27 protein-coding genes are annotated in these 22755 nt (G+C 66.4%); all 27 read right to left on the reverse strand.

Annotated features, from left to right (window positions below):
• Positions 1 to 11: 11 nt before the first annotated feature.
• Entirely contained in the window at positions 12 to 3401 is a 3390-nt protein-coding gene (locus PLE19_20770; GenBank protein HPD17378.1) for an N-6 DNA methylase, read from the reverse strand.
• 3 nt (positions 3402 to 3404) lie between these two features.
• Positions 3405 to 6557, reverse strand: coding sequence for a DISARM system SNF2-like helicase DrmD (gene drmD, locus PLE19_20775; GenBank protein HPD17379.1), 3153 nt, complete (start codon positions 6555 to 6557; stop codon positions 3405 to 3407).
• Entirely contained in the window at positions 6554 to 6985 is a 432-nt protein-coding gene (locus PLE19_20780) for a very short patch repair endonuclease (protein HPD17380.1), read from the reverse strand. The genes drmD and PLE19_20780 overlap by 4 nt, the downstream gene beginning before the upstream one ends.
• Positions 6986 to 6987: 2 nt before the next feature.
• Complete coding sequence (locus tag PLE19_20785) at positions 6988 to 8133, reverse strand: DNA cytosine methyltransferase (protein ID HPD17381.1); 1146 nt, start codon at positions 8131 to 8133, stop codon at positions 6988 to 6990.
• Between the two features lie 44 nt (positions 8134 to 8177).
• A complete protein-coding gene (locus tag PLE19_20790; GenBank protein ID HPD17382.1) occupies positions 8178 to 8423 on the reverse strand; it encodes a helix-turn-helix domain-containing protein in 246 nt (81 codons plus the stop codon).
• A 150-nt stretch (positions 8424 to 8573) separates the two neighbouring features.
• Entirely contained in the window at positions 8574 to 8954 is a 381-nt protein-coding gene (locus tag PLE19_20795) for a hypothetical protein (GenBank protein HPD17383.1), read from the reverse strand.
• A complete protein-coding gene (locus PLE19_20800; protein HPD17384.1) occupies positions 8954 to 9580 on the reverse strand; it encodes a hypothetical protein in 627 nt (208 codons plus the stop codon). Before PLE19_20800 ends, PLE19_20795 begins: the two co-directional genes overlap by 1 nt.
• Positions 9581 to 9592: 12 nt before the next feature.
• Entirely contained in the window at positions 9593 to 10426 is an 834-nt protein-coding gene (locus tag PLE19_20805; GenBank protein ID HPD17385.1) for a hypothetical protein, read from the reverse strand.
• 3 nt (positions 10427 to 10429) lie between these two features.
• A complete protein-coding gene (locus tag PLE19_20810) occupies positions 10430 to 11245 on the reverse strand; it encodes a hypothetical protein (GenBank protein HPD17386.1) in 816 nt (271 codons plus the stop codon).
• Between the two features lie 8 nt (positions 11246 to 11253).
• The gene (locus tag PLE19_20815; protein ID HPD17387.1) at positions 11254 to 13263 is read right to left on the reverse strand and encodes a phage tail tape measure protein; all 2010 of its coding nucleotides are present in this window, start codon (positions 13261 to 13263) and stop codon (positions 11254 to 11256) included.
• Between the two features lie 11 nt (positions 13264 to 13274).
• A complete protein-coding gene (locus PLE19_20820) occupies positions 13275 to 14069 on the reverse strand; it encodes a hypothetical protein (GenBank protein ID HPD17388.1) in 795 nt (264 codons plus the stop codon).
• Between the two features lie 7 nt (positions 14070 to 14076).
• Positions 14077 to 14277: a hypothetical protein gene (locus tag PLE19_20825; GenBank protein ID HPD17389.1), complete on the reverse strand. Its 201-nt coding sequence runs from the start codon at positions 14275 to 14277 to the stop codon at positions 14077 to 14079.
• Between the two features lie 73 nt (positions 14278 to 14350).
• Entirely contained in the window at positions 14351 to 14698 is a 348-nt protein-coding gene (locus PLE19_20830) for a hypothetical protein (protein HPD17390.1), read from the reverse strand.
• Complete coding sequence (locus PLE19_20835) at positions 14695 to 14970, reverse strand: hypothetical protein (protein HPD17391.1); 276 nt, start codon at positions 14968 to 14970, stop codon at positions 14695 to 14697. The genes PLE19_20830 and PLE19_20835 overlap by 4 nt, the downstream gene beginning before the upstream one ends.
• Before the next feature lie 4 nt (positions 14971 to 14974).
• A complete protein-coding gene (locus PLE19_20840) occupies positions 14975 to 15187 on the reverse strand; it encodes a hypothetical protein (GenBank protein ID HPD17392.1) in 213 nt (70 codons plus the stop codon).
• A 20-nt stretch (positions 15188 to 15207) separates the two neighbouring features.
• The gene (locus PLE19_20845) at positions 15208 to 15687 is read right to left on the reverse strand and encodes a hypothetical protein (protein HPD17393.1); all 480 of its coding nucleotides are present in this window, start codon (positions 15685 to 15687) and stop codon (positions 15208 to 15210) included.
• A gap of 1 nt (position 15688) precedes the next feature.
• A complete protein-coding gene (locus tag PLE19_20850) occupies positions 15689 to 16105 on the reverse strand; it encodes a phage tail tube protein (GenBank protein HPD17394.1) in 417 nt (138 codons plus the stop codon).
• Between the two features lie 12 nt (positions 16106 to 16117).
• A complete protein-coding gene (locus tag PLE19_20855; protein HPD17395.1) occupies positions 16118 to 16546 on the reverse strand; it encodes a hypothetical protein in 429 nt (142 codons plus the stop codon).
• 27 nt (positions 16547 to 16573) lie between these two features.
• Positions 16574 to 16999, reverse strand: a complete 426-nt coding sequence (locus tag PLE19_20860) for a hypothetical protein (GenBank protein ID HPD17396.1) — start codon at positions 16997 to 16999, stop codon at positions 16574 to 16576.
• A gap of 3 nt (positions 17000 to 17002) precedes the next feature.
• Positions 17003 to 17359 carry a hypothetical protein gene (locus tag PLE19_20865; GenBank protein HPD17397.1) on the reverse strand — a complete coding sequence of 119 codons (357 nt, stop codon included), beginning with the start codon at positions 17357 to 17359 and terminating at the stop codon, positions 17003 to 17005.
• Between the two features lie 11 nt (positions 17360 to 17370).
• Complete coding sequence (locus PLE19_20870; GenBank protein ID HPD17398.1) at positions 17371 to 18492, reverse strand: hypothetical protein; 1122 nt, start codon at positions 18490 to 18492, stop codon at positions 17371 to 17373.
• Between the two features lie 7 nt (positions 18493 to 18499).
• Complete coding sequence (locus tag PLE19_20875; GenBank protein HPD17399.1) at positions 18500 to 18862, reverse strand: hypothetical protein; 363 nt, start codon at positions 18860 to 18862, stop codon at positions 18500 to 18502.
• 4 nt (positions 18863 to 18866) lie between these two features.
• Positions 18867 to 19124 (reverse strand): hypothetical protein, encoded by a 258-nt coding sequence (locus tag PLE19_20880; protein HPD17400.1) that lies wholly within the window; start codon positions 19122 to 19124, stop codon positions 18867 to 18869.
• Positions 19121 to 19480: a hypothetical protein gene (locus tag PLE19_20885; GenBank protein ID HPD17401.1), complete on the reverse strand. Its 360-nt coding sequence runs from the start codon at positions 19478 to 19480 to the stop codon at positions 19121 to 19123. Before PLE19_20885 ends, PLE19_20880 begins: the two co-directional genes overlap by 4 nt.
• A gap of 103 nt (positions 19481 to 19583) precedes the next feature.
• The gene (locus PLE19_20890) at positions 19584 to 19907 is read right to left on the reverse strand and encodes a DUF2190 family protein (protein HPD17402.1); all 324 of its coding nucleotides are present in this window, start codon (positions 19905 to 19907) and stop codon (positions 19584 to 19586) included.
• A 15-nt stretch (positions 19908 to 19922) separates the two neighbouring features.
• A complete protein-coding gene (locus PLE19_20895; GenBank protein ID HPD17403.1) occupies positions 19923 to 22346 on the reverse strand; it encodes an HK97 family phage prohead protease in 2424 nt (807 codons plus the stop codon).
• Positions 22330 to 22755, reverse strand: a 426-nt coding sequence (locus PLE19_20900) for a hypothetical protein (protein ID HPD17404.1), incomplete at its 5' end; no start/stop codon positions are given. The genes PLE19_20900 and PLE19_20895, both read right to left, overlap by 17 nt.

Below are 22755 nucleotides of genomic sequence, written 5' to 3' on the forward strand. Positions count from 1 at the left end.
AGACTACATATTCAAACCGGCGAAATCTCTGCACTTTCAGAACGACGCTGGCACCAGCGGTCGATCAGGCCCTTGTAGCTCTTCAAGGCTCGCGCCGTCCGCGTGGGCTTCACGACCTCATCGAGGAACCGATAGGCGACCGGGTACTTCCGCTGGATCTCCTCCAAACTCCTGTCGCAGATGTCCAGGGCCCAGCGCCTCATCGCCTGGAGCGCATGGGTCGTGATATCATCGCCCGTGACATACGGGCGGAGGAGGGAATCCGGCTCCGAACGCAGACGCTCGAACCAGGGGTGATCTTCGCCGATGACGAAGGCCATCCCCTTGCTGTTATTGACCCCCTCGAAACTGAATAGGCCGTCGCGCAGCGGCTTGGGTGCCCATTGGTCCTGGCTCTCCTCTACCAGGCGCGGACCTATGTGCCGGCACTCCGAGCCGTCCGCGTCCTTCGGCCCCCGATACTGTCCCTTGTAGAAGCACACCAGCGCGACGATGACAGCCGCGGTGCCGGGCCATGCCAGCCCCTTCCGGGCGAAGATGATGTTGCCTCGCCGGACGATCTCGCCGAGCCCGACGTCAATTGCGCTGCCTTCGGCGATGTTCGTGGTGGCCAGGAGTCCATAGCCTCCCTCGGACCTGATCAGCTCGGCCGCTCGCCTATGGAAGAGGATGCAGAGGTCGACCTTGCCGGCCTTCGCCCCGACGATCATCCGGGCCTGCCACTGCATGCGCTCTCCGAGAATCGGTTTCCAGAGTCTGTTCCCGAGGAACGGCGGATTGCCGATGACAGCGTCAAAGCCGGGATTGTCGCGAGCGAAGACCTCTGGGAACTCCAAAGGCCAGTGGAACGGTCTGCGGACGGGCTTTCCGCGCGGCAGACCCTCGGCCAATGCGCACCGGGTTGTCTCCCCGAGTTGGCGGGTCTCTTTCTCATCGCCGCCGAGGACTCGGTCGGCCTTCATCGCCAAGAGGTCCAGCGTGCCATCGCCAGCGCTTTCGCTTCCATTAGAACGAAGGACTTCGGCGACGAACGCATCGGCAATCAACGACGGATGTTCAAGGACGTCGCGCGACTCCTCGTCGAGACGGGCCATGGCTTCGACGTCGTGGATGTCGCGGATGCGTATCTGCCGGAGGCGCATGCGGAGTTTGATCGTGCGCCGGACGGCATCCTCAATGTTTCGGCCGAAAAGCCGAAGCTGATGCTCCGGCCGGTCGGGATCCATCGTCAGCTTCGTGAGCTGGTCCAGCCTGTGGATCCCAAGCAGGCTGTCGCCGCAACGCAAGTTGTGGTCCAGGAACGCGAAGGGGCGGCCCTTGGCCATGGTCGTCAGCCAGATCGAAAGTTTGGCCAGTTCCACGGCCAGCGGGTTCAGGTCCACGCCGTATAGGCATCGCTCGGCGACCAGCCGCCTTGCGATCAGCAGCCGCTCGTCGGTGTCCTTCGGCAAGCGTTCGTGGCTCTCCGCGGCATCGACGACAGCGCCATCGACTGTGACGAACCGCCCGGCGTCCTCCTCGCGCCCCCAGGCCTCGACCAGGCGCTCGGAGAGATATCGGCAGGCCTGCACGAGGAACGCCCCCGAGCCCATGGCCGGATCGCATATCTTGAGGTCCAAAAGTTCGGCGGGGGGCTTCAGACGCCACTGTTCGCGCGGACGGCCCTCGGCCGGCCCTTCATAGACGATGGGCTCGAGCGTCTTCTCCACGATGGTCTCGGTCAGCGAGCGCGGCGTGTAGTGCGTTCCCGTCTCACGGCGGTCAGCCCCCGGCGTGACGGCGAACGACCCCGCACGGTAGACGAGCGGGCGGCCCCAACTGTCGGGCCGGATGAGACTTGCGAAGGGCAGGAGGCGGCGAGCGAGCGCCTCGTCGCCCCCGCATGCCTGGACGAGAGCGACGAACGCTGCATCGTCCCCGCCGCGCTCCAATGCGTTCCGTACAGCGCTGGCGGACCGTCCGGTCAGCTCTGCGAGGCGCTCGACGGCGGTTTCGATCCCGCGAGAGCGCAGGGATTCGAGTTCGGCCAGGGCGATGCTCGGATGCCGAATCTTCTTCGAACCGGCCAGCCCGAGGGTGACATCGGGCACCTTGGCGACGGTGTACTCGAGGAGGCCCTCGTAGACGTGGCCGATCTGCTCCACATCAAGGGCGCGGTACGACAGGAGCTGCGCGCCGCCGCGATGTTCGAGGACCTGAAGCGCCGTCAGGAGCAGCAGGACCGTGCGGTTATCTATCGGCAGCGGGTCGGCCGTCGCATCCCGCCAGGAAGTCCCTTTGGGACGCCCTTCAAGGAAGGGGAAGCGGTCGGGATCGAACAATGACCCGCCGAGGGCGGGCAGCCGGAGCGTCTCGTGTTCGATGCCGCCATAGACCGCCCGGAAGACGGCCAGCATCCGCGACCAAGCGTCGTATCGGCGTTCCAACACCTCGGAGCCGTGCAGCGACTCCGCCTCCCGCAGAGCCGCCCGGAGGGTCGAGATCGCATAGCACTGGTCGTACAAGGGCTCGCCGAGCAGCAGGAGTCCCCTCTCTTCGGCGCAGAGGAGGAAGACGAGCCGCATCATGACGGTCAGGCCCGCCTCGTAGAGCTCAGCCGGCCCCACGTCCTTCAGCAACTCGCCGTTGCGGTCCTGGTCCGCGCGGCCGAGAGCCTGGATGAGGACTTCGACGGCGCGCCGGACCTGCTCGCCGAGGGTGTCGGTGACCTCCTCCTGGAACGCGATGGATTTCTCGAGGAGCCGGTCGAGCCGCTGATCTTCGGCACCGAAGCAGCGGCGCACTCCCAGCAGCGAGACGAAGGCCCTGAAAGTCACGGGCTCCTGCCACCAGAGCCGGGCCAGCCAAGTCGCATAGCCGGAAGTCCCGCCGACGGGCGCATTGACCACCGTCCATCGCTCGCCGTCGGTGACGAGTCCGACCCGCACGTCGTTGGCGCGGCACAACACCGTCATCCGCTCCAGCGGCGAAACGGGCCAGCGGTCGCCCGGCAGCGGCTTTTCCAGATCGGTCTCCGGGGGATGGACGGCGATGAGCAGGCGCGGCCTGCCGTCGTCCCCCTGAACGGCGAAGTCGGGGGCTATCTCCACGCCGTGCTCAGGAGCGCGATAGGCCAGCCGACCGCCGAGGCGGTCGCGCGGAATGAGGACCTCGTCCTCGTACTCCAGGGCCTCCTGGAGGACCATGCGAATCCACGCGGCGTGCAGCTCTGCGAGTTCGGGATCGTCCTCGTCCACCGCGTCGCGCCACTCATCATACGCCGCCCGAAGCCGCTGGCGCCGGGGCGTTTCGATCTTCTCCAAGCCCTGGGGGAATACGTCCTCGAGGACCGTCGCGGCGATGAAGGGGCCGGAGGTGTCGACTAGGGAGAGCCATTCTACTTGTTCGGATACCCTGGCCATGGATCACCGGTCCTCCGCGAAACCTTCGGGAACGACGAACTCCACGGCCACCGGGAAGGTGCGGGCGGCAGGGGCGGCGTATCGGCGACCGATGGCGGCGAGTTCCTTCTCTCGCTCCTCCGGGATGCGTTCGAGGCGGGTTCGCAGGGCCTCGACGTCCCGCCGGAGCTGCTCGCGCTGATCGGGAGGCCATAGCTCGAGCTGGACCGACTTGCCGGTATCCTCCAGCTCTCTGCGGATCATCGCGGCGAGATCTTCGAGAACCTGGGCCAGATCGGACTCCTCCGCCTGCCGGCGACGTTCCAGGCTATTGGTCAGGAACTCTAGACGCTCTTGGGACCGCGCGTGGACGGCGCTGAGAATCGAGGCCTTCTGAGCCTCGAATCGCCTCCGCAGGGCCTCGAAGCATTTCTGAGTCGGTTCGGCGGGCGCACCCGCGCTCAGCAGTTCCTCCAGCCGGGTCAAGGTGCGGATGCGTGCGAATCCCGACGCCTTCATCTCCCCGCCGGCCACGGTCAGCTCTTCGTGCAGCCGGTGGTATCCGCCGCCGGTGATGACGAGACGCGACCAGACGATCACGACCGGCTCCTGAAGGACCGTCGCGGGCACCGAACGCACGGCCACCCTGTGGAGCTTCCTGCGGTCTTCGTGAGCCCAGATCTCCGCACGCAACAGTCGAAGAGACATCTGGACGAGGCGGTGGTTGAGGTGTGCAAGCACCACGTCGTCGCGGCCACGGGCGACGGCGTGATCGAACGTGATGGGGCGGCGCTTTCCGGTGTGGGGATGCTCCAGGCCGCGCGCAGCCTCCGCCCAAGTTCCTACGAGAAGCGGCACATTGAACGCCTTAGCATCGGCTGGCGCACCGGGAAGGGCGGTCGGTTCGAGCGGCGGCTTGCCAGCGATGTCGAGGGCGACCGAGACCGCCCTGGCGACGCGATCCGGCGTGAGACGGAACCCGTCCCGAGCCTCGATCAGCCTCGCGTGCAGACGAGCGATGCGCTCTTGCAACCGTCGTTCAGCAGCAATGAACCGACGGGCTTTGGAGGCCTTGGCTTCCGCATCGCGCGTGTCTATGGCGATTCGCCTTCCAAGCAATCCCTCTTCGATCTGAGCCGCAATGACCGGTCCCACGATGCCCAGGTCCTCGCGCATCTGTTCGAGCTTGACGATCGCCCTCGCGATGAACTCTGCCTCCCCTTCGATGCTCGACAGGTCGCCAGGCCGAACGCCTTCTCGGCTCGCGATTTCCCTTATTCTGCCAAAATCGATACCCTTTGGCACGGGGTGCCAGATATGGACGGTCTTCTCCTTCTGGCCGTGGCGGTCGATGCGGCCGTTCCGCTGCTCCATGACGTTGGGATTCCATGGTATCTCAATGTGGATCAGGTAGTTGCAGTGGTTCTGGAGGTCGATGCCTTCGGAGGCGGCATCGGTCGCAAGCAAGATCCGTACAGGAGAGACGCTCGGGTGGGCCTGGAAGGCCGCCTTGACTTTCTCGCGTTCTTCTCGGTCCATTCCTCCATGAAGCACCATCAATCGCTCCCCGCCCCATCCCCTGGAGGTCAAGACCTCGTGCAGCCAGGAATGCGTGGCCCGATACTCGGTGAAAAAGATAACCCGCTTGTGGTTTACCCGGCCGTCCGTCTTGAGATGCTCGTCCAGCCAGCGGAGCAGCGCTTCGGCCTTCGAGTCGGGGCGATTCTTGGCTCTCTCCGCCCATGAGCACATCCGTTCGAGCATCGAACGCTGGGAGTCGGTCAAAGGCGAGGAAAGCTCTGTGGCAGCTTCCACGGCCTCCGCTTCCGCTTCCTCAGCCCTCGCCTCATCCGCGTAATCCTCTTCGGCCCGAAGTATGGCCTTCCGCAGGACTCGTTCCCTGAACTGCCGACCTTCGCGGGCTGCTCCCCGCTGAGCGAGCGCCTGCCTGTGCTTGGCCAATGTTGCGGCGAACGCCCTCGGCGACGAGAACAGCCGCTTCTTGAGCAGCTTGTGGACGAAATCGACCCCGAAGTGGTCGCCGTGCGATCCGGCGCGGCTCGCAGTGTATTCCCTGAGCAACCGATGCGCCTCACGTTCCTCTGGCGTGTAATCGACTTCGAGTGCCCGCAGCTCTCGCTTCGGGTAGATCGGCTCGCCTTTCTCATCCACGAGATCGGTCTTCATCCGCCGAATCATGACGCGGTGCAATTGTTTCTCATCGGGCATGACGCCTCGGGCGAAGCGCTGGTCGTCCAGGAGTTCGAGAAGCGACGTGAAGGACTCCTGGTATCCGTTGTGGGGCGTGGCGGTGAGGAAAAGCCGGTGCTCGAAGTGCGGGGCCAGCAGACGGATGAGCCGCGTCCGCTGGCTCGGCATGGCATAGCGGCTGGCGGCCGACGGAGCGACGTTGTGGGCCTCGTCCACGATCAGGATGTCGAACTTGCGCGGGTAAGTGACATGCGGGGGTAGCGCATCCTTGATCAGTCGCAGGCCTTCCCCCGTCTTCATCCAGTCCACCGACGCGATCAGACGCGGGAAGCTGGTCCACGGATTCGCATGGACACCGCATTCCCGCCTCAGCGACTTGACGTAGTCGGCGTCCACGATCCGGAATTCGAGGCCGAACTTCTCGTGCATCTCGGTCCGCCACTTGACCTGCAGCGAAGCTGGACAGACGATGAGTATCGAGCGGGCGCGATGACGAACCAGGAGTTCCTGGATGACGAGTCCGGCTTCGATGGTCTTGCCTAGTCCCACGTCATCCGCGATGAGCAGGTTGGCCCGAGCCATATCGATTGCACGGACCAGGGGGTCCAGCTGGTAATCCTCTATTTCGACACCGCTTCGGAATGGAGCTTGGAGCAGAAACCGGTCGGCGTTCGTCGCACCGCCCCACCGGACCGCGTCGAGAAAGGCTTCGAGCCGTTCGCATGGATCCCACCCGCTGAGGGAGGGAAGGCCCGCTGTCTCGAGTATGCGAGCGCCGGGTTCGACTTCCCACACTGCGGATAGCGATTCGTTCAGCGCGTCTTCGTCGAGCGATACCAGCGTGACGAGGTGCTGAGGCGTACAGCTGTTCGTTCGGGCCAATCCAGAGGAGCGGACGTCGGTGACCACCCACTTGCGACGACGGATTTCGACCAGTTGACCCGGTTCGGGAGGAGCGATGGTCATCTTGAGCCTCCTCTCGTGCGGCAAGCCTCGACGATACGTGCGACCACCCGAACTGATGGGGGCAGACAGTCGTGCTCCCAGACTCGGATGACTCGCCAGCCAGCCTTCCGAAGCCGTGCGGACTGGCCAGCGTCGCGCTCCTTGTTCTCTGCGAGCTTCGGCAGCCAGTAGTCCTGATTCGATTTCGGATAGGTGGCGTGCTTGGGACACCCGTGCCAGAAGCACCCGTCCACCAAGACCGCAACCCTGGGTCGCGGGAAGAGAATATCCACAGTGACGCCCTCTATGCGACGGTGGAGTCTGAACCGGAGCCCCTCGACATGGAGTGCCGACCGGAGCGAACGCTCCGCTCGGGAGTCCTTGCTCTTCACCCGACTCATGATCTCGGAGCGGGTCAGCGGTCTTCGTCTGGTCTTTCCTGTTTCCATAGTCACGACGTTGCCCTCACTCGACAAATCGACCGCCGTTTGCCCAACCGTCCCCGCGATTCGATGGTCGCTATGTGTTCCATAAGCGCCCGACCGAGTTCTCTCGCCAACTTCGGCGGCACCGCGTTGCCGATCATCCGACCGACGGCCTTGCGATTCACCTTCTGGTCGGGTGGCCAGAACCGGTAGTCGCGAGGAAACGTCTGGAACAGAGCCGCTTCGCGGAGGGTGATGGAGCGGTCTTGTTCGGGATGGCCGAATCGCCCGTTGCCTATGCCGGTGCACAGCGTTGTCATGGTGGGAGCGGGCCGGTCCCACCACATCCGCCCATAAATCGAGAAGTACCGTTCGCCCGATTTCTTGCGATGGCAGTCCAACACGAGCCTGTCGGGCCAGTCGTGTCTTGTGCCGCCGTCGGGCCGCGTAGCGCGTATGCGCTCCATATTCACAGGCGAAAGCCTCGACGCGGCGTGCAAGGGGTCGGATGGGTCCTCCTCGCCAGCTTCCAACGGGCGCAACTGCCCGATGGTCTGACGCACGGTGCGCCACTGGCTGGGGCGTTTATACCGCCCCGGCGGTATCCTGATCTCCCCCAGACGCGAGGCCAGCAAGACCAAACGCTTGCGCGATTGCGGGATCCCGTACTCGGCGCAATTCACGACGCACCAATCGATGCGATAGCCGCAATCGGACAGCGCGGCGATGAACTTGGAGAACACTCGGCCGCCCCGGTCGGCAAGCTCGGGGACATTCTCCATGGTGACGATCTCCGGGAGGATATCGGCCACGAACCTGCCGAAGTGGTCCAGCAGGCCCCACGCCCGGTGTTTCCTGATGCCATTGGTAAGCTTCGAGAATGGCTGACAAGGAGCACATCCCGCCAGCAGACGACATTTCCCAAGGTCGAACAGGCCCGCGATGTCGCTGCTCCTCATGGTTGCCACATTCTGCCGTATGAAGGTCGCTCCTGGATTGTTCGTCGCGTATGCGTATTCCATCTGAGGATCGATGTCGATGCCTGCGACGACTCTGATGCCAGCCTGCCGAAGGCCATACGTCAGTCCGCCGCAGCCGCAGAAAAGGTCAACGGCGCTGATCGGACTGTCAGCGATCAGCTGTATTAGACGTTCTGTCGCACTGTTCGCCATGTTCCTGTCCTAATGGTTGACGCTTGATACGTGACCGGCCCAGTTCATGTAACTCCTCTCTTGCGGCCACTATGGCTGAACGGCTTCCGCGTAACTCGTCGGCCGCCCGGGGAGTCTGTCACCGTGCCGCGCACCCATTCGTCGACTTCCGAAAGCTTGAACCGCAAGAGACGACCGGCGCGGTGGGCAGGGAAGCCCTTCTTGTCAATCCACCGGTAGATCGACTCTCTGCGGACGCCGATGTGTTTCGCGACCTCGCCCACGTCGACCCATCGTTCTTCGGTCGCCATGCCTGTGCTCCAATCGGAGAGACACGCAAAAGGGAGTGCCTCTCGATCATTGTCGGTCAGTCAAAGTATACGAAACGCGCTGGTCTTGTCAACGTCGAACGGCGGCCCGTTCTCTCTGCCGCAACAAATTGGGACACGATGCCGAAACAGTCACTCGCCACTCCGCACGTCCCGGATTCGTCCTTCGAAGAACGGCCAGTCCGGCATCGTGCCGTCGGCCTGGTAGGCCTTGCGGGCGGCGCGGATGGCGGCGTGGAGTTCCGGCCACTCCTGCGACTCGTCTTCGGCCTCGAAGAGATGGCCGATGGCTCGAAGGCGGCGGGAGAGGTTGGGCGGCTCGATGTGCCGGGCGTCGGGCAGGTCGTTCAGCTCGGCCAACAGGACGTAGGCCGCGCCCAAGTGCTTCTCCACGCACTCGATGCAACTTGGGCGGCTCGGCGTGTACGAACGCCGCGGAACGACCAGCGGCGGGCAGTCGCCGCACTTCTTCTGCTTGGGGATCAGCGTCTTGGGCTGGGCTTGCTCGAGCATTACGGGGCCTCCTCGAAGCTCAGGTCGAACCGATACCACGCGCCAAAGTGGTAGAGCGGGTCGTTCGTCGTGGCGTCGATGAAGAGCACGTGCGGCCCCGGTTCGAGCAGCACCTGCTGGGGAGGCGGCGGGTTGGAGACGACCGGGGCCATCCCGCCCGCGCAGCCGAGCTTGCCGCCCGGCGCGTGGGCGAAACCCACCAGGTTGCCACCGACGTACAGGCTCATCAGCTCGAAGTCTGGGTCCTGCGTCTCGCCCATCCCGGACCACGAAACGGTCATCACCATCGCGCGGGGCACGACGATCTCACAGGTGGCCGTCGCCGACTGCGTGTACGGGTTGTGGTCCATACAGTTCAGGTCGTCCTCCCAGTCCAGCCGCAGGCCGAGGCCCTCGTTGAGGATGGTCCACGGGCTGGCAGGCACGTCGTCCGGGTCGTCGTAGGCGCGGAACGCGCCGTCCTGACCGCCGTCGATGAACCCGTCGTCGGTGAACGACCACTCCTGCGTGAACTCGATGCAGCAGGCGGCGCACTTGCCCTCGGCGTCGAAGACGGCCGCCTTGCCGCCGACGAGGATGCCGCGCTTACCGCTGGAGATCGCCACCGCCTTGCCGCTCGTGGACATGCCCAGAGTCTCCTACGTTCCCGACTCAGAGGTCTCGCAGGCCTCCTGGTCGGCGACCTCGTTGATCCAGCCGAGCACGAGTTGGCCATCGGCGTCCCAGTGGGCATAGCCGAACGTGGCGGGGATGATGTAGCCGACGGACGGACGCTGCCACTTGTGCGGGGAGTCGGTCGGGTCCACACCACTGGCTAGCGTCTCGCCTGTGAACGGATCAGTCACGTCGTAGGTCCAGGTGGCCGGATTCTGGTCATCGCCTTGGCTGCCGCCGTACTGCGCCAGGTCCACCGGGAACACGCCCGGCTGCGGCAGGTTGCCCAAACGAACCAGGGCCCACTGGACGCCTGTGCCGCCCTCGCGCCAGAGGATGGCGGCCGAGCCGACCTTGGCGGCGGTGAGGTTCGCCGCCGAGCCGTCGGTGATCTCGGCCAAGCGGTACGGGTAGTCTTCGTCCGGCACATCCACGCGGGCGGGCACGACGCCGGCGGCGACGGCGCGGGCGAGCTTCCCGGCAAGGACCGGCTCCAGAAGGATGACGAACTTGCCCCGGTGGTCGTCCTCGGCGGGCGTGACTCCGGTCATGGCCGGGTAGTTCTTGAAGGCCTCGGCGTCGGAGGCGGGGTCGAAGACCGGCCCGCTGATACCGAGCACGTCGAACCGCTCGCGGTCCGCGCCGCTGTCGTTGCGGACGAGGACGATGCAGTTGTGCTTGCCGGAGGGCGTGCCAGCCTGTGCCTGCTGATGCCGGCGGGCGAGGAAGTCGCGGGCGGCGTCCACGAACGTGTTGAACGTGGCCGCAGGGATGACCAGCGGGTCGCCGGGCTTGACCTTCTTCATCGCGTCGCCCATGGGTCAGGTTCCTATCCCGAGCGCCGCGAAGTTGCCCTCCTCGTAGACGCGCTCGATGTAGACGGCGACGGGCTTCTTGACGATGGCCTTGGCGGCAGAGTCCTCCGAGTCGGCATAGCGGACCCACATGTACTCCCAGCCCTTCTTGGAGATGCCGGTGATGGGGCCGACGACGAGGCCGGTGCGGTTGGGCGAACCGGCGAAGCGGTAGGTGATCTCCCAGTCCTCCGCCCCGCGCTTGGAGCCGCTCGCGCCCAGGAACAAACACTCGCCCGCGGCCAGGCCCTTGAACGAGGCGCTATTGACCTTGCCGGTGAGCGAGAACAGCGTGCCCTTGTAGGCGGGCGTCACGACCGCGGCGTCCAGGTAGTGCGTCTCGGAGAAGGAGTAGACCGGAACGGTGATGTCCACGCCCTCGACGTTGTCGTGGGTGACGCCGATGGCCCCGCCGAAGTCCGGCGCGGTCGTTCCGGGCGCGCCGTAGCGATGCACCGTCGCCAGCGACTGGGTGATGTGCTGCGTGCCGCCGGAAGTGTCGAAGGCGAAGGACGACTCGCCGACCTCCGTCGGCGGGCGGATGCCGTAGCGGACGGTGGCGACCCACTGTCCATCGCCGCGGGTCGTGTCAACCCACTCCGGCTCTATCTGGATGGACTGACGGACCAGACCGTTGTAGATGCTGGGCGTGGAACTGGCGATGAGGTTCTTGGCCGTCACGTCGTCGCTGGTGCCGGTGAGGATGTAGACCATCTCCACCGAGGCGTTGTCGCCCGTGGTCCACTTGCGGCTGTCGAGTTTTTCCGTGAGCGTCAGCGGCATGGTTCGTCTCAGGTGAAAGCGGCGCGGTTGTTCCGCACGTCCTGGCGCAGGCCGTCGACGCCCTTGGCGGTGCGCTCGGTGGCGCTGGCGATGCGCTCGTCGGCCCCGCCGGCCTGAAGGCCCAGGAGCGCCGCCGCGTTGAACGTGCCCGCCACGCCGATGGTCCGGTCCCTGGCCGTCTGGAGCAGGTCGCCGAGGCCCGAGAGGCTGCCGCGAACCTTGGCCAGCAAGTCCTCGGGGCCTTCCATCGCGCCGGGTCCCTCGGCCTCCTTGGCCTCGCGCTTCCGTCGAGCTTCGCCGAGGGCGTCCTGCCACTCCTTGCGGGCCTTCGCCAGGTCGGCCTCGTTCTCGGCCATGCGCTGCTGGTACTCGGTGTCCAGTTCCTGGTGCTTCTGGAGGTTTTCGCGGCCGATCTCGGCCATCGTCGCCTCGTGGGTCCGCGTGGCCTGCTCGCGCTCCCGCTGGCGGCGCTCCTCGCGTTCGGCGAGTTTCTGGCCGGTCTCCCGCTCGATGTCGGCCTTCCGCGCCTCGTAGTACTCATCCGCCGCGCGGTTGGCCGCCTCGGCGTCGAAGCTGGAGTCGAACTGCTTCCTGATCCAGTTCCAGGCCTTCGAGAGCTGCTTCCCGCACCAGTGCCAGGCCTTCGTCACCCAGCCGGTGAACTGGGTCCAGGTCTTCGACAGGAACGCCGTGGTCTCGATCCAGCCGACCTCCAGGGCGTGCCAGACGACCTCCACCACGGCCAGCAGGCCATGCCAGGCGTCGTAGCCGATCTTGATGAAGAAGTTGCGGAAGTTCAGCCACGCCTTCTCCAGGAAGTTGATGCCCTTGGTCCACTCCATCTTGAGCGTCAGCCAGAGAATCTTTGCCGCCAGGCCGATGTCGCCGGCGGCCAGGGCGTCGGCGATGCCCTGGTAGGACGCCACGGCGTCCTCGCGGAGGGTCTCGAACCGCTCGGCAAGCCAGCCCAGGGCCTTCGCCCCCGCGCCGGTGGCATAGAGGATGTAGGCCCCCAGCGCCACGACGGCCGTGATGACCAGGCCGATGGGCGATACGAGGAAGGCCAACACAGCGCCGAGGAGCTTGAGGGCGGTGCCCACGGCGGTGACGGCCACGGCCAGGACGCCCATCACCTTCGCCAGGCCGGTGATGGCGTAGCCCAGGACCACCAGCGCCGCGCCGGCCACGATAACGCCGACGGCCACCTGGAAGATGGTGACGATCAGTTCCTTGTTCCGCCTGACCCAGTCGGCCGCGACGACAGCCACGCGCGTGACCCACTGGGCGGCCTGCGAGAGCACTGGAACCAGAGCCGAGCCGACGACGAACACGCCCTGCTTGAGCACCTTCCACATGACCGAGAGCGTGTCGCTGAACCGCTCGGCGGCCTTAGCGTCCTCAGTGGAGATGGTCAGGCCCAGCCTGCGGGCCTGCTCCTGGAGCTGCTCGATGCCAGCCGCGCCGCCGGACAGCATGGGCAGAAGCTGCGTGCCGCTGCGGCCGAAGAGCTCCATCGCCACAGCCGCCTTGATGGTCGGGTCCTCGATCTTCGCCAGCCGGTCGGCGATGAGTTTGAACTGCTGCTCCGGCGAGAGCTTGTCCAGGTCCGCGATGGTGAGGCCGAGGATGGCCAGGGCCTCCTGGGCGCTCTTCATCCCCGTGGCCGCGTCGAGGAGCGTCCGCTGCATCTTGCGGATGCCGTTCTCCAGGACCTCCATGCTCGCGCCGGACAGGTCGGCGGCGAATCCGAGTTCCGACAGCGTCTCGACGGAGAAGCCGGTGCGGGCGCTCATCTTGGCCAGCGCGTCGCCGGTGCTCGCGAAGACCTTGCTGGAGGCCGCCAGCGGCGCGACGATGGCCGAGCCGAGGCCGACGAGCTTGAGGCCCATGTTGCGGACCGATTCGCCGAAGGCCTTGAGCTTGGCCTGGGCGCGCTTCAGGCCGCGCACGAGCTTCGAGTCGTCGGCAAACAGCTCGACGAACGCGCGACCCGCCCGGATTGCACCCGCCTGCGGCATTCAATCGACTCCTACCCGCCTGCCGCAGCCTTGGCGAAGGCAGGTGAGCAACCGGCCGCCGCCTCGAAGAGCAGCGGCCGGGTCGCTATCAGAGCGGGCTGACGGAACCGCCCCGTCCTCTCGATCCTGGGAGGATCGCGGGTCTCTCTTGACCCCTCGCCCGCGTCAATCGCCCACGCCAGGTCCGCCCGCTTCGGATACAGCCGCGTCCACTCGACCGGGCTTTCCCGGAGCAGCCGCTTTCTGCGGGCGTGGCCGCACAGGAACTTGACGTAGCGGAACTGCCGTCCCCAGACCTTGCGAAGCCCCATGCCCGTCCACACCTCGCGACGGCGCGTGCCGAACCGCGTAATCATGAAGCGCGGATGCACCGGCTCGCCCTCGGCCGTGAGATAGATCTCCGTCGTGATGAACCCGCCGTAGAGCCAGCCTGCGGCCTGGTAGACGTAGCCCGGCTTGCCTCGAATCCCGTCGGCCCAGGTGAAGAGCAGCGCTTTCTCCGGCTGGCGCTTGCGGAACCATCGCGTGCAGGCGGCCAGGAGCTGGCTCTCGGTGTTCCGGGGCAGGTCGTCGCGGCAGCACAGTCGGCAGAGTTCCCAGTAGTCCCGCGTGTCGAGCGACGGGAACAGCCGCCGGATGGTGTGCCGCGGCCTCGTGCCCCAGCCCCAGATGGCCACCCCCGCCAGACCCCGCTCGTCATGGAAGCCCAGGTGCACCATGCAGTGCGGCGGGAAGATGTTGCTGTAGTGCCACCGCAGGCACAGGGCACGGGCGTCCTTGGGGCTGACGAGGTCCACGTCGAGCATGGCGCACCTACTCGTCCGCCTGCGCCTTGGCAACCTCGTTGGCGATGCCCGCCCGGATGAAGCAGGCCTGGGCGGCCGCCCACACGGCCGCCAGCAGCGCCAGCGTGTCGATCTGCCCGTCGGCCCAGGCAATCACCGCGCCCGCAAGACCGATGGCGGCGGTGATGTAGACCTTCTTGCCCTTGAGGAACTCTCGAATCCTGCCCACGTTGGACTCCTTTCCTTGTTCACCCGGCTTCGCTGCGCTACGCCGTGGTGACCCGAAGGCAAACGCCTTCGGATCAAAGCCCCACCAGGCCGGCCAGCACCGACAGCACGATCGGCGCCAGCCGGAGAAGGATTTCGTTCCTGAGGTCGTTCCGGACCTTGTTGTAGCTGGCCACGTTCTCCCAGCGGGCCGTGTTGGCCTTGACCTTGGCGATGAACTCGTCGTTGCTGAGCTTCGAATCGAGTTCGGCCACCACGTCCAGGTCGCCGGCCATCAGCCGCCGCAGGTACTGCCAGGCGTCCTCCTGCGCGAGGTCGAGGAGCCTCGGCCCGTACTCGGCCAGCAGGGCCGTTGCGGCCTGCCGCTGGTCTTCGGGGATGCGGGCGAGAAGCTGCTGAACACGTTCGCTCAAGTCGCTCATGGCTGCTCACCCTCCAGCTTCGGCCCCCAGGCCTCGTCCTTGCGGGCGCTCCGCACGAAGAACCGCCACTGCTTGAAGTTCTCCTCCAGGTACGCCCGCAGCCACGCCGGGCAGTCCGGCTCGCGCTCGGGTTCCGTCCGCTCGACGGCCTGGTAGGCGTCCATCGTGCTGGTCTCCGCCGCCGTCAGCGCCTCGCCCCGCAGGTACACGTTCCCGCAGCCAGCTAGGCAGAGCACGGCCAGCACCGCAATGCACATCCCAACCTTCTTCATCGCGTCACCTTCCTTCCTTGGGTCTGGTGAATACGTCCTTCAGGACCGCCATGTCCGTCACCTCAATCGCCTCGTCCCGCCGATCCTTCGCCGTGTACGGGTCGAAGTCGCTCGGCTTGTAGGCCCTGGTCTTCTTCGGGTCGCGGTTCACGTTGGCGACCAGCGCGAGAATCGCCGACGTATGTGCCCAGTTGTCCCGGCCGCGGGCCTCGGCCATCCACAACAGTTCCCTCAGCGTCAGCGGGCCGGGGTCGATTCCGACGACGGCGGCGAGCTCGTAGACGGTTCGCCAAGGGTCGTCTCTATGGCCGCCTCCAGGTCCAGCTTGTCCAGCCGCGTCTCGATCCGCGCGACCGCCAGGTCGATCATCCGCCGCTGGGCGTCGACGGCCTTGGCCAGGTCGCCCCGGCCCAGCTTGCGGAAAAAATCGACGAGTTCCTCGTAGAAGGCCGTCTGCGCCGCCAGGACCGCGTCGCCGCCGAGGGCCGCCCCGAACTCTTGGTCGCTGACGCCAGCGGCGTCGGCCTGCGGCTTGACCAGCGCGAAGATCACGTCGCACAGGAGGATCACGTCCGTGCCCAGGCGCGTCAGAAGCGGCGGGTCGCCCGCCTCCAGTTCCAGGAGGTTCACGTCCAGCAGCGACTTCACCCGCTTGGCCGCGTCGATGGTCAGCGTGATAGTCCATGTCCGCCCGGCAGTGTCAGTGAAGGTCTTCATGTCAGGTCCCCTCGATCCAGCTTCGGAAGACGGCCAGCTTCGCCGTCACGCTGACGGTGATCGCCTCTTCCAGCGCCTCGTTGCGGGAAAACGACGTGATCGCAAAGTCGCCGTCGGGCCCCTGGCCGCCGGCCTTGTCCAGGATCTTCAGCGCGATGAGCCCCGACGCGAGGAAGGCGTTCTTGATGGCGGTGAATCCGGCGTCGTCGGGGTCCCAAACCATCTCGAACTCGCAGGTGCACTCGCGGAGCGTGGGGGCAGTCGCCCGCCAGCCCTGGTTGGCGCGGGTGGTGACATCCGCTTCGCCCGCCTCGAGGGTCAGCGTCACGTCCCGCACGTTGGACATCTCGGTCGTCGGCGTCGTGCCGGCAGCGCCGTGGTAGAGTTTCGCGTCCTTGCCCAGAATGAACGTCGCCATGTTCGTCGCCTCCTATTGCTTCACGCTGTTCGCCCACATCGCCGGGAGCTTCGGCTTTTCGCGTTCGAAGGCGGGTCCCATGAATGGCCTCGCCTTGTAAGTCGCCATCATGGGCCTGCCTTTTCGCCCGCGCCGCCTGGCCTTGCCGCCGTATTCCAGCACGGGCGGCGCTTCGGCCGTGCCGTGCAGGGGCGTGGGGCCGATGACCACGCTCTTTCGCCCCGGGTCGTAGCCGAAGTAGATGAGCTTCCGCAGCAGGCCCACGTGGCTCGAAGGCGGGCTGCCGGGGTCACTCACGGCCTTGCGCTTGCGGATGCTGTGCTTCGCGCCGGTCCGCACGAACGCCCCGAACTTCGAGAGCACCTTCCGCGCGGCCTTGTCCACGCGGCTCGTGACCGCCTTGCGGTCGAAGAACATCTGCTTGGTCACCATCCCGATCATGCCGTCATCACTCCGGCTTCGCTTTCGCTACGCCGTGACAAGCCTCAGCGTCAGCGTCAGGACGCTCGTGAACTGCCGCAGTTCGCCCAGGTGCTCCTGGGAGTAGATGGGCGTGTTCTCGGTCTTGACCCACGCCGCGTCGCCGAAGCGGCCGGTCGCCCGGACGAACTCGGCGATCTCCTGCACCAAGCCCAGAAGAGGGTCGATTCCCGCGTTGTCGCTGGCGGTGAGCTTCTTCTGCACGCCGATGTCGATCTGCACATCACTCTGCGCCAGGCCGCGCCCCGCCGTGGTCAGTTCCACGCCCTTGGGCACGACCGTCACGTGAAGGTCCGTCAGGTCCTTCAGGTCGAAGACGGGCCTGTACGCCCGCGCGGCCGTAAACGGCTGACTGAACGTGTGGCCGTTCAGGGCCGTCACCACTGCTTCCGCGATGTCCGCGATCAGGGCCATGTGTCACTCCACCTTCTTCAGTTCGCCGACCAGCCAGTCCACGTCGGGCTTGCTCACGGGATCGACGGCCGCCAGCGCTTCGGCCAGACCTACGCCCTTGGCGGCGTCCCGGCGCATCGCCCGCGCGATACCCGCCAGGCGCTGCCCGGCCAGGTATGCCCGGCGCTGCGGGGCGGTCATCGCCGCGATCCGGGCCTCGCGCTCTTCCAGGGCCTGCCTCTGCTCGGGCGTAAGCGCGTCCAGCCGCTCCTGGCGGCGGGCCTCGATCTCCGCCTGGCGCTCCTGGGGCGTCATACGCATCCGTTCCACCACCGCCTGCTCGGCGGCGCTGAGTTCCATCTGTCGTCTTGCCTCTGCCATGCGATGCTCTCCTACGCGACCAGGGTCAGGCCGTGACCGTAGGCCTGGTCGAACACGAAAAGGGAATCCCCGTCGGCGTCGTTGATGCGTCCATCCCGACGGAGCATGACCATCTTCCCGCCGCCGCTGTCCATCCGGCCTGAGACGTCCACGCCGCGATAGACGCGGACGATGGCCTCTCCGCCCAGGTACAGGTAGGCGTCGTAGTAGAGGCGGAAGTAGCCGAACAGGTCGGACCGGCTCTGGTAGTCGAAGTAGATCGCCCCCTCGTAGTAGGCCTCCAGGCCCCCGTAACGGCCGACCACCAGCTTGCCGTCGTAGTAGACGGTGAGCGCGGAGTAGTACTCCACGGTCATGTAACCGTTGACGGCGAGCGTGCCGCCGTACTCCACGTAGACCTGCGAGCCGCCGTAGACGTGCAGCCCGCCGTCGACCGTCATGTCGCCTCGGACGTACAAATTGCCGGAATCAGCAACATTCAGGTAGTTGCGGACCGTCGCGCTGCCGCCCGACTCGACGTACAGTTCGCCCCCGTAGCGGACCTCGGCGTAACTGCCGTAGTAGAAGTCGGCGTCGCCGTAGATGCGCAGCGTGCTGTAGTCCTCGACGTAGAGGTAGCCGTCGAAGTACGCCGACGCGCTGGACTCGACGGTGACATACGCGCCCTGGTAGAGGTAGGAGTAGGCGTTCCAGTCCTGGTAGAACGACCCGTAAACGTTCAGGCTGGAGCCGTACACCACGTCGAAGTGGGAGTATGGCCCGACGTAGACCGAGCCGCCCACGTCGACCGAGCCGCCATAGAGAACCGCCACCCCGCCGACATCGTCCAGCCAGCCGCCGGCGTCCACCTGGACGTAGCCACGCACATCGAGGTAGGCGTAGACGTACAGGCCGCCCTGGACATGGACCGATGCGCCGCTCTCGACCGCCAGCTGCGTCCCGAGTTCGAGCACCCCATAGCCTTCGATGGTGATGGTCCGGCCGCCGGCCAGCGTAAGGTAAGACCCATCCGCAGTGACGGTGTGGTAGTCGGCGATGATGACGTCGTCGTTGTACAGGTCGGGCACGATGCCGCCGACCCAGGTCGTCGGGTCGTCCCAGAAGCCGGATTGTGCACTCGTAATCGTCGCCACAATCGCCTCACGCGAAGATGCGGTACACGACGCCCTGGTTGCTCACGACCACGCGGACGTAGACCTTGCTGGCGTCGTCGATGCGGATGACCAGGCCCTCGTAGTTGCTGGGCATGACCGGGATGTTCTGGGTGCCTGAGTCGCCGATGAAGCAGGGGTAGTAGTTCAGCGGGTTGCCGTAGTTGTCCACGCGAGCGCCCACCCACACGAACCGGCACGGCGTGGCTGTGGCGACAAGCGGCTGAGGCGTCCCGGCCGACGGGACGGTTTTTGTCCCGCCGACAAAGGATGTGCACCCGGCGATGTCGAACTGGGGAGCGCCGCTGGGGCTGACCTCCACGTCCATCGAGTTGATCCAGCGCTTGGCCATGCCGTCATGCTCCGAAGATGATTTTCCAGACCGCGCCCAGCGCGAGCGTCACCGTCGAGCCGGCGATGATCCACAGCAGCTTCGAGCGGACGGCTTCGGCCGCTTCCAGGCGGTCCAGACGAAGCTGGATGCCGGGCTTGGAGTTCCCGCGAATCGCCTCGTCCAGCCGGTCGAGCTTCGTATGGATGGCCGAGAACTCGCCCTTGCACCTGTCTGCCGGACAGGCAGGCACCCGTTCGTACTGTCCTGCGCACTCGCTCATGCCGCGCCCACTTCCTTCGTGTGAATCCGCATCGTCGTGCGGTACGGGTCGCTCCACCGCCAATGCCCCTGGTTGCCGAGGCTCATCACCTCGTGCACCACGCCGTCGGCAACCACTTGGTCGCCCGCCTGCGGCTCGCCGAAGACCGGCGTGAAGGCCGCAGCGGTCACCAGGAAGTCCGTGACGCGCGCCGCAACCACGAGGCCGAAGTCGTCCTGGACCTCGTACTGGGTCCGGCCGAACGTTGCGCTCAGCGCCTGCTCCTGAGCGCCCCGGCGATAGGTGACCTGGCTGGAGCAGTGCGCCGAGCGCTGCTGCTCCAGCCATTGGCTTCCTTGCCTCAACAGGTCACCCACGCTTCAAGCGCCTCCTTGCCGCGGCGTAGTCCCGACAGCGTCGGGACAAAGCCGGGTGCTATCCGGCTTCGCCCTGCGGGCTTCGCCGTGATGACGCTGCGCGTCACTGGCTCATCCGAACCCGGACGGTCGTGTCGGCGTCGGCCGCGGCCTTGACGCACTTGCCGATGAGCTTGTTGCCCGTGGCCGTGGTCGTCGCCCGCTGATTGGTCGCGTCCCAGTAGCACAAGGCCCCGGCCGTGATGGCCGAGCCGGTAGCCTTGGGGAAATCGAAGACCCCCACGACCGCCAGCGCCCCGAGCTTGTTGGCCGCGATGGGCTGCTTGGCCACGCCGACCAGCTCGCCCTGAACCACGACCGCCCCGGCCGCGACGTCCGCCGTCGGGGTGTAGTCGATCACCTCGCCGTCATGCACAAAGGTCGCCATTGAGTCATCCTCCGCTTACACTTCGCCCTTGCTCTTGAGCCCGCCGCGCGGGTCCTGAAGGCTGACGCCGAAATCATGGAAACCGCGCATCCGCACGCCGAGCACGTTGAAGTCCGCCTCGGCCGTCTCGATGGTGGGCGACTCCTGGCCGTTGAGGAACGCCACCTCGATGACCGGCAGGTCGGCCGGGTCGGCCAGCAAGTACCACGCCTTGGCGCTCGAGCCGGTGTAGGCCGCGTTGGCCAGGTAGCGGCTGACCTCCACGCGGAACTTGCCGACGTGCGGGTTGGCGATGGGGTACTTGGTGCTGGAGGTCGTGTCCCGAATCTCCAGGCTCTTGTAGAGCTGCGTGCCCATGGCCGACAGGGCCGTCGGCACCAGGAGAATCGCCGGCATCACCCCGATGGGCTTGCCGTCCGAGTCCACCTGGTCCATGAAGGCCACCTCGGCCTTCGTCAGTCCGTCGATGGACAGGACCGTGTCCGCCCCCGTCAGGTAGTTCTTGTTCCCGGCCGTGAAGAACGCGGCGTTGTTCAGGAAGCAGGTCCAGAACACGTCGTTGATCTTGAGGCCCGACCCGCGCCCCAGCTTGCGGGGCACCAGTGTGATCGCGCCCAGGTCGTCGTTGATGATGTCCCGCCGGTCGATGGAGAGCATCAGGCCGTAGGTATCGGCCTTGTTGGTATAGGACTCGTTGCCGAGCGTCCCGTGCTTGAGTTCCCCGCCGGGGGCCACGATCTCGTACTGGTCCTTGCCGATGAGGCGGTAACTCGTGACCGTCTTGAAGTCCGGCACGTTCCGCACCGCGCAGATGTTCCGCCAGGTCCGCTCGACGCTGAAGAAGCCTTCCAGCAGGAACTTGTTGGCGACGTTCGAGAGGATGCCGCCGATGTCCACCGTAGAGAAGCCGGCGGCCTGCACCTGCCGCCCGAAGGCGTAGCGCAGGGCCTCCCGGCTGTCGCGGAAGGAGCGCTCGGGGTAGCCGTTGGCCCAGGCGGCCTCGAGGAAGAGTTCCTGGAGGCCGATGCCGCCCCGGAAGCGCCGCTCGGCCTGCTCCAGCACCTCCTCGTGGTAGTGCTTCTCCGGCTCGGCGAGCTTGGCCGTCAGGACGCACGCCGCCTCCAGCGTCGCCGCGTCGCACGACCGGCCGCGGTCGCCGCGGATGGCCAGATGCACGTCCGCCTGCGGGCGGCTTTCCCGCATGGCCTTGAGGACCTTCTGCGAGGTCTCCTCGACCGACCAGCCCAGGCGGATGGCGTCCCGCTCGATGCGCGGGAACTCGCCCGCGCAAGTCTCCTGGATGGCGGCCACGCGCTCGCGCTCGGCGCGGACGGCGCCGGCCGCTTCCTCGCGGGCATTCGCCACAGCCTGCACCGCCGCGTCCTGAGACGCGGTCGCCTTCACCACGGGCTGCGGGTTCGCAGCCACCGGCTTCTTGCCTGCCTGCCGGTCAGGCAGGTCCTTGTCGTCCTGCTCGAAGTCCGGCCTGCCCGCCGAAGCCTTGGCAAAGGCGGGCGGTTCCTTGCCGGCCTCGAACGCCGCCTTCAGCTTGGCGGTCTTCTCCTCGTCCAGCGCGGCGGCGTCGATGCCGTGCTCCTCAAGCCACTTTTCGAAGTCCATGACGTTGCCTCCGTACAGGTTGAACCGTGCCGCGAGCTTCATCCTTGTCGAGGCGTCCGCGCCCACGGCGACGACCGACACCTCACGCAAGACTGCCTTTTTCACGTGATAGAACGGCCCCTCGTGCTCCTGGCCGTTGACGCTCCGGCGCGAGCGGACCAGGTCCCACTCCAGCACCTCCGCGCCGATGGAGAGCTGCCACTCCGCTCCCGCCCGGGCCTGCTCGACGATGCCCCTGGCCTGGCCGCTGGAGGAGAGAATCTCCCCCTCGACGACGAGCGTGTCACCGTCCACGCGGGCCTTCACCATGCCGACCCGCGCGCCCGTGCGGTTCTCATGGTTCGTCAGCAGCGGCACCGCGTCGGGAATCTCCAGTCCCGCGAGGTCCACGACCACCGGGTGCCGCCAGCCGGGCAGGCGCATCTTCCCGCCCGAGTAGGCCACGCCCATCACGCGGATGCGGCCTGCCTGCGCCGCGAGCGTCGCGGCAGGCAGGCCAGTCGGGCCTTCGCCGCTTGCGGCCTCGACGACCAGGAACTCTCCGCCCTGGTCGGCCAGAGACTCCGCCGCGCCCTCGGCCTTCTCGCCGGCGGGCTCGAAGAGGATGGGCTTGTGGCCATGCTCCTTCAGCCACGCCTTGGCCTCATCCACGCTGAATTTCTCCGCGTCGAACCGGATGGCCTGGAGCTCCGCTTTGCCGTCGGCGGTGATGCCCCAGACCGCGTGGATGCCGGGGCCGAACTTGTCGTTCTCCCGGCGGAACCGCTCGTAGCGCGACGGGTCCTTCAGGCGCGCACTGTGTTCAGTGGGATAAGGCATGCGCCGCCTCCTCGATTTCGTCGGGGGACTCGTCGTTTGCCTCGCGCGCGGGCAAGCCCGGCGCGGGCTTGGCGCTCGGCTCGGGCAGGCCCAGTTCGAGCATCAGGTTCCGTTCGCGGGCGCGCTGGCGGAGTTCCGCCTCCCAGTCCTTGCCCTGGCGGGCGTACTCGTGGGCGAGCGTGGTGGTGTGGTTCTTGAGCCGCGTTTCCTGGGCCGACGCCTCCTTGGCCGGGTCCACGTGCTCCATCCCGTCCCAGAACCACTGGTGGTCGGGCAGGACGCGGCCGCCGACCGGTCCCCCGGCCTCCAGGGCGTATTCCCACAGCCACGCGGCCAGCACGCGGTCGAGGACCTTCTCGGCCATGAAGGCCTGGTCCACGCGGATGGACTTGTAGTAGGTCTGGTGGTC

This window comes from Planctomycetota bacterium, from assembly GCA_035384565.1.
Lineage (GTDB): Bacteria > Planctomycetota > PUPC01 > DSUN01 > DSUN01 > DAOOIT01.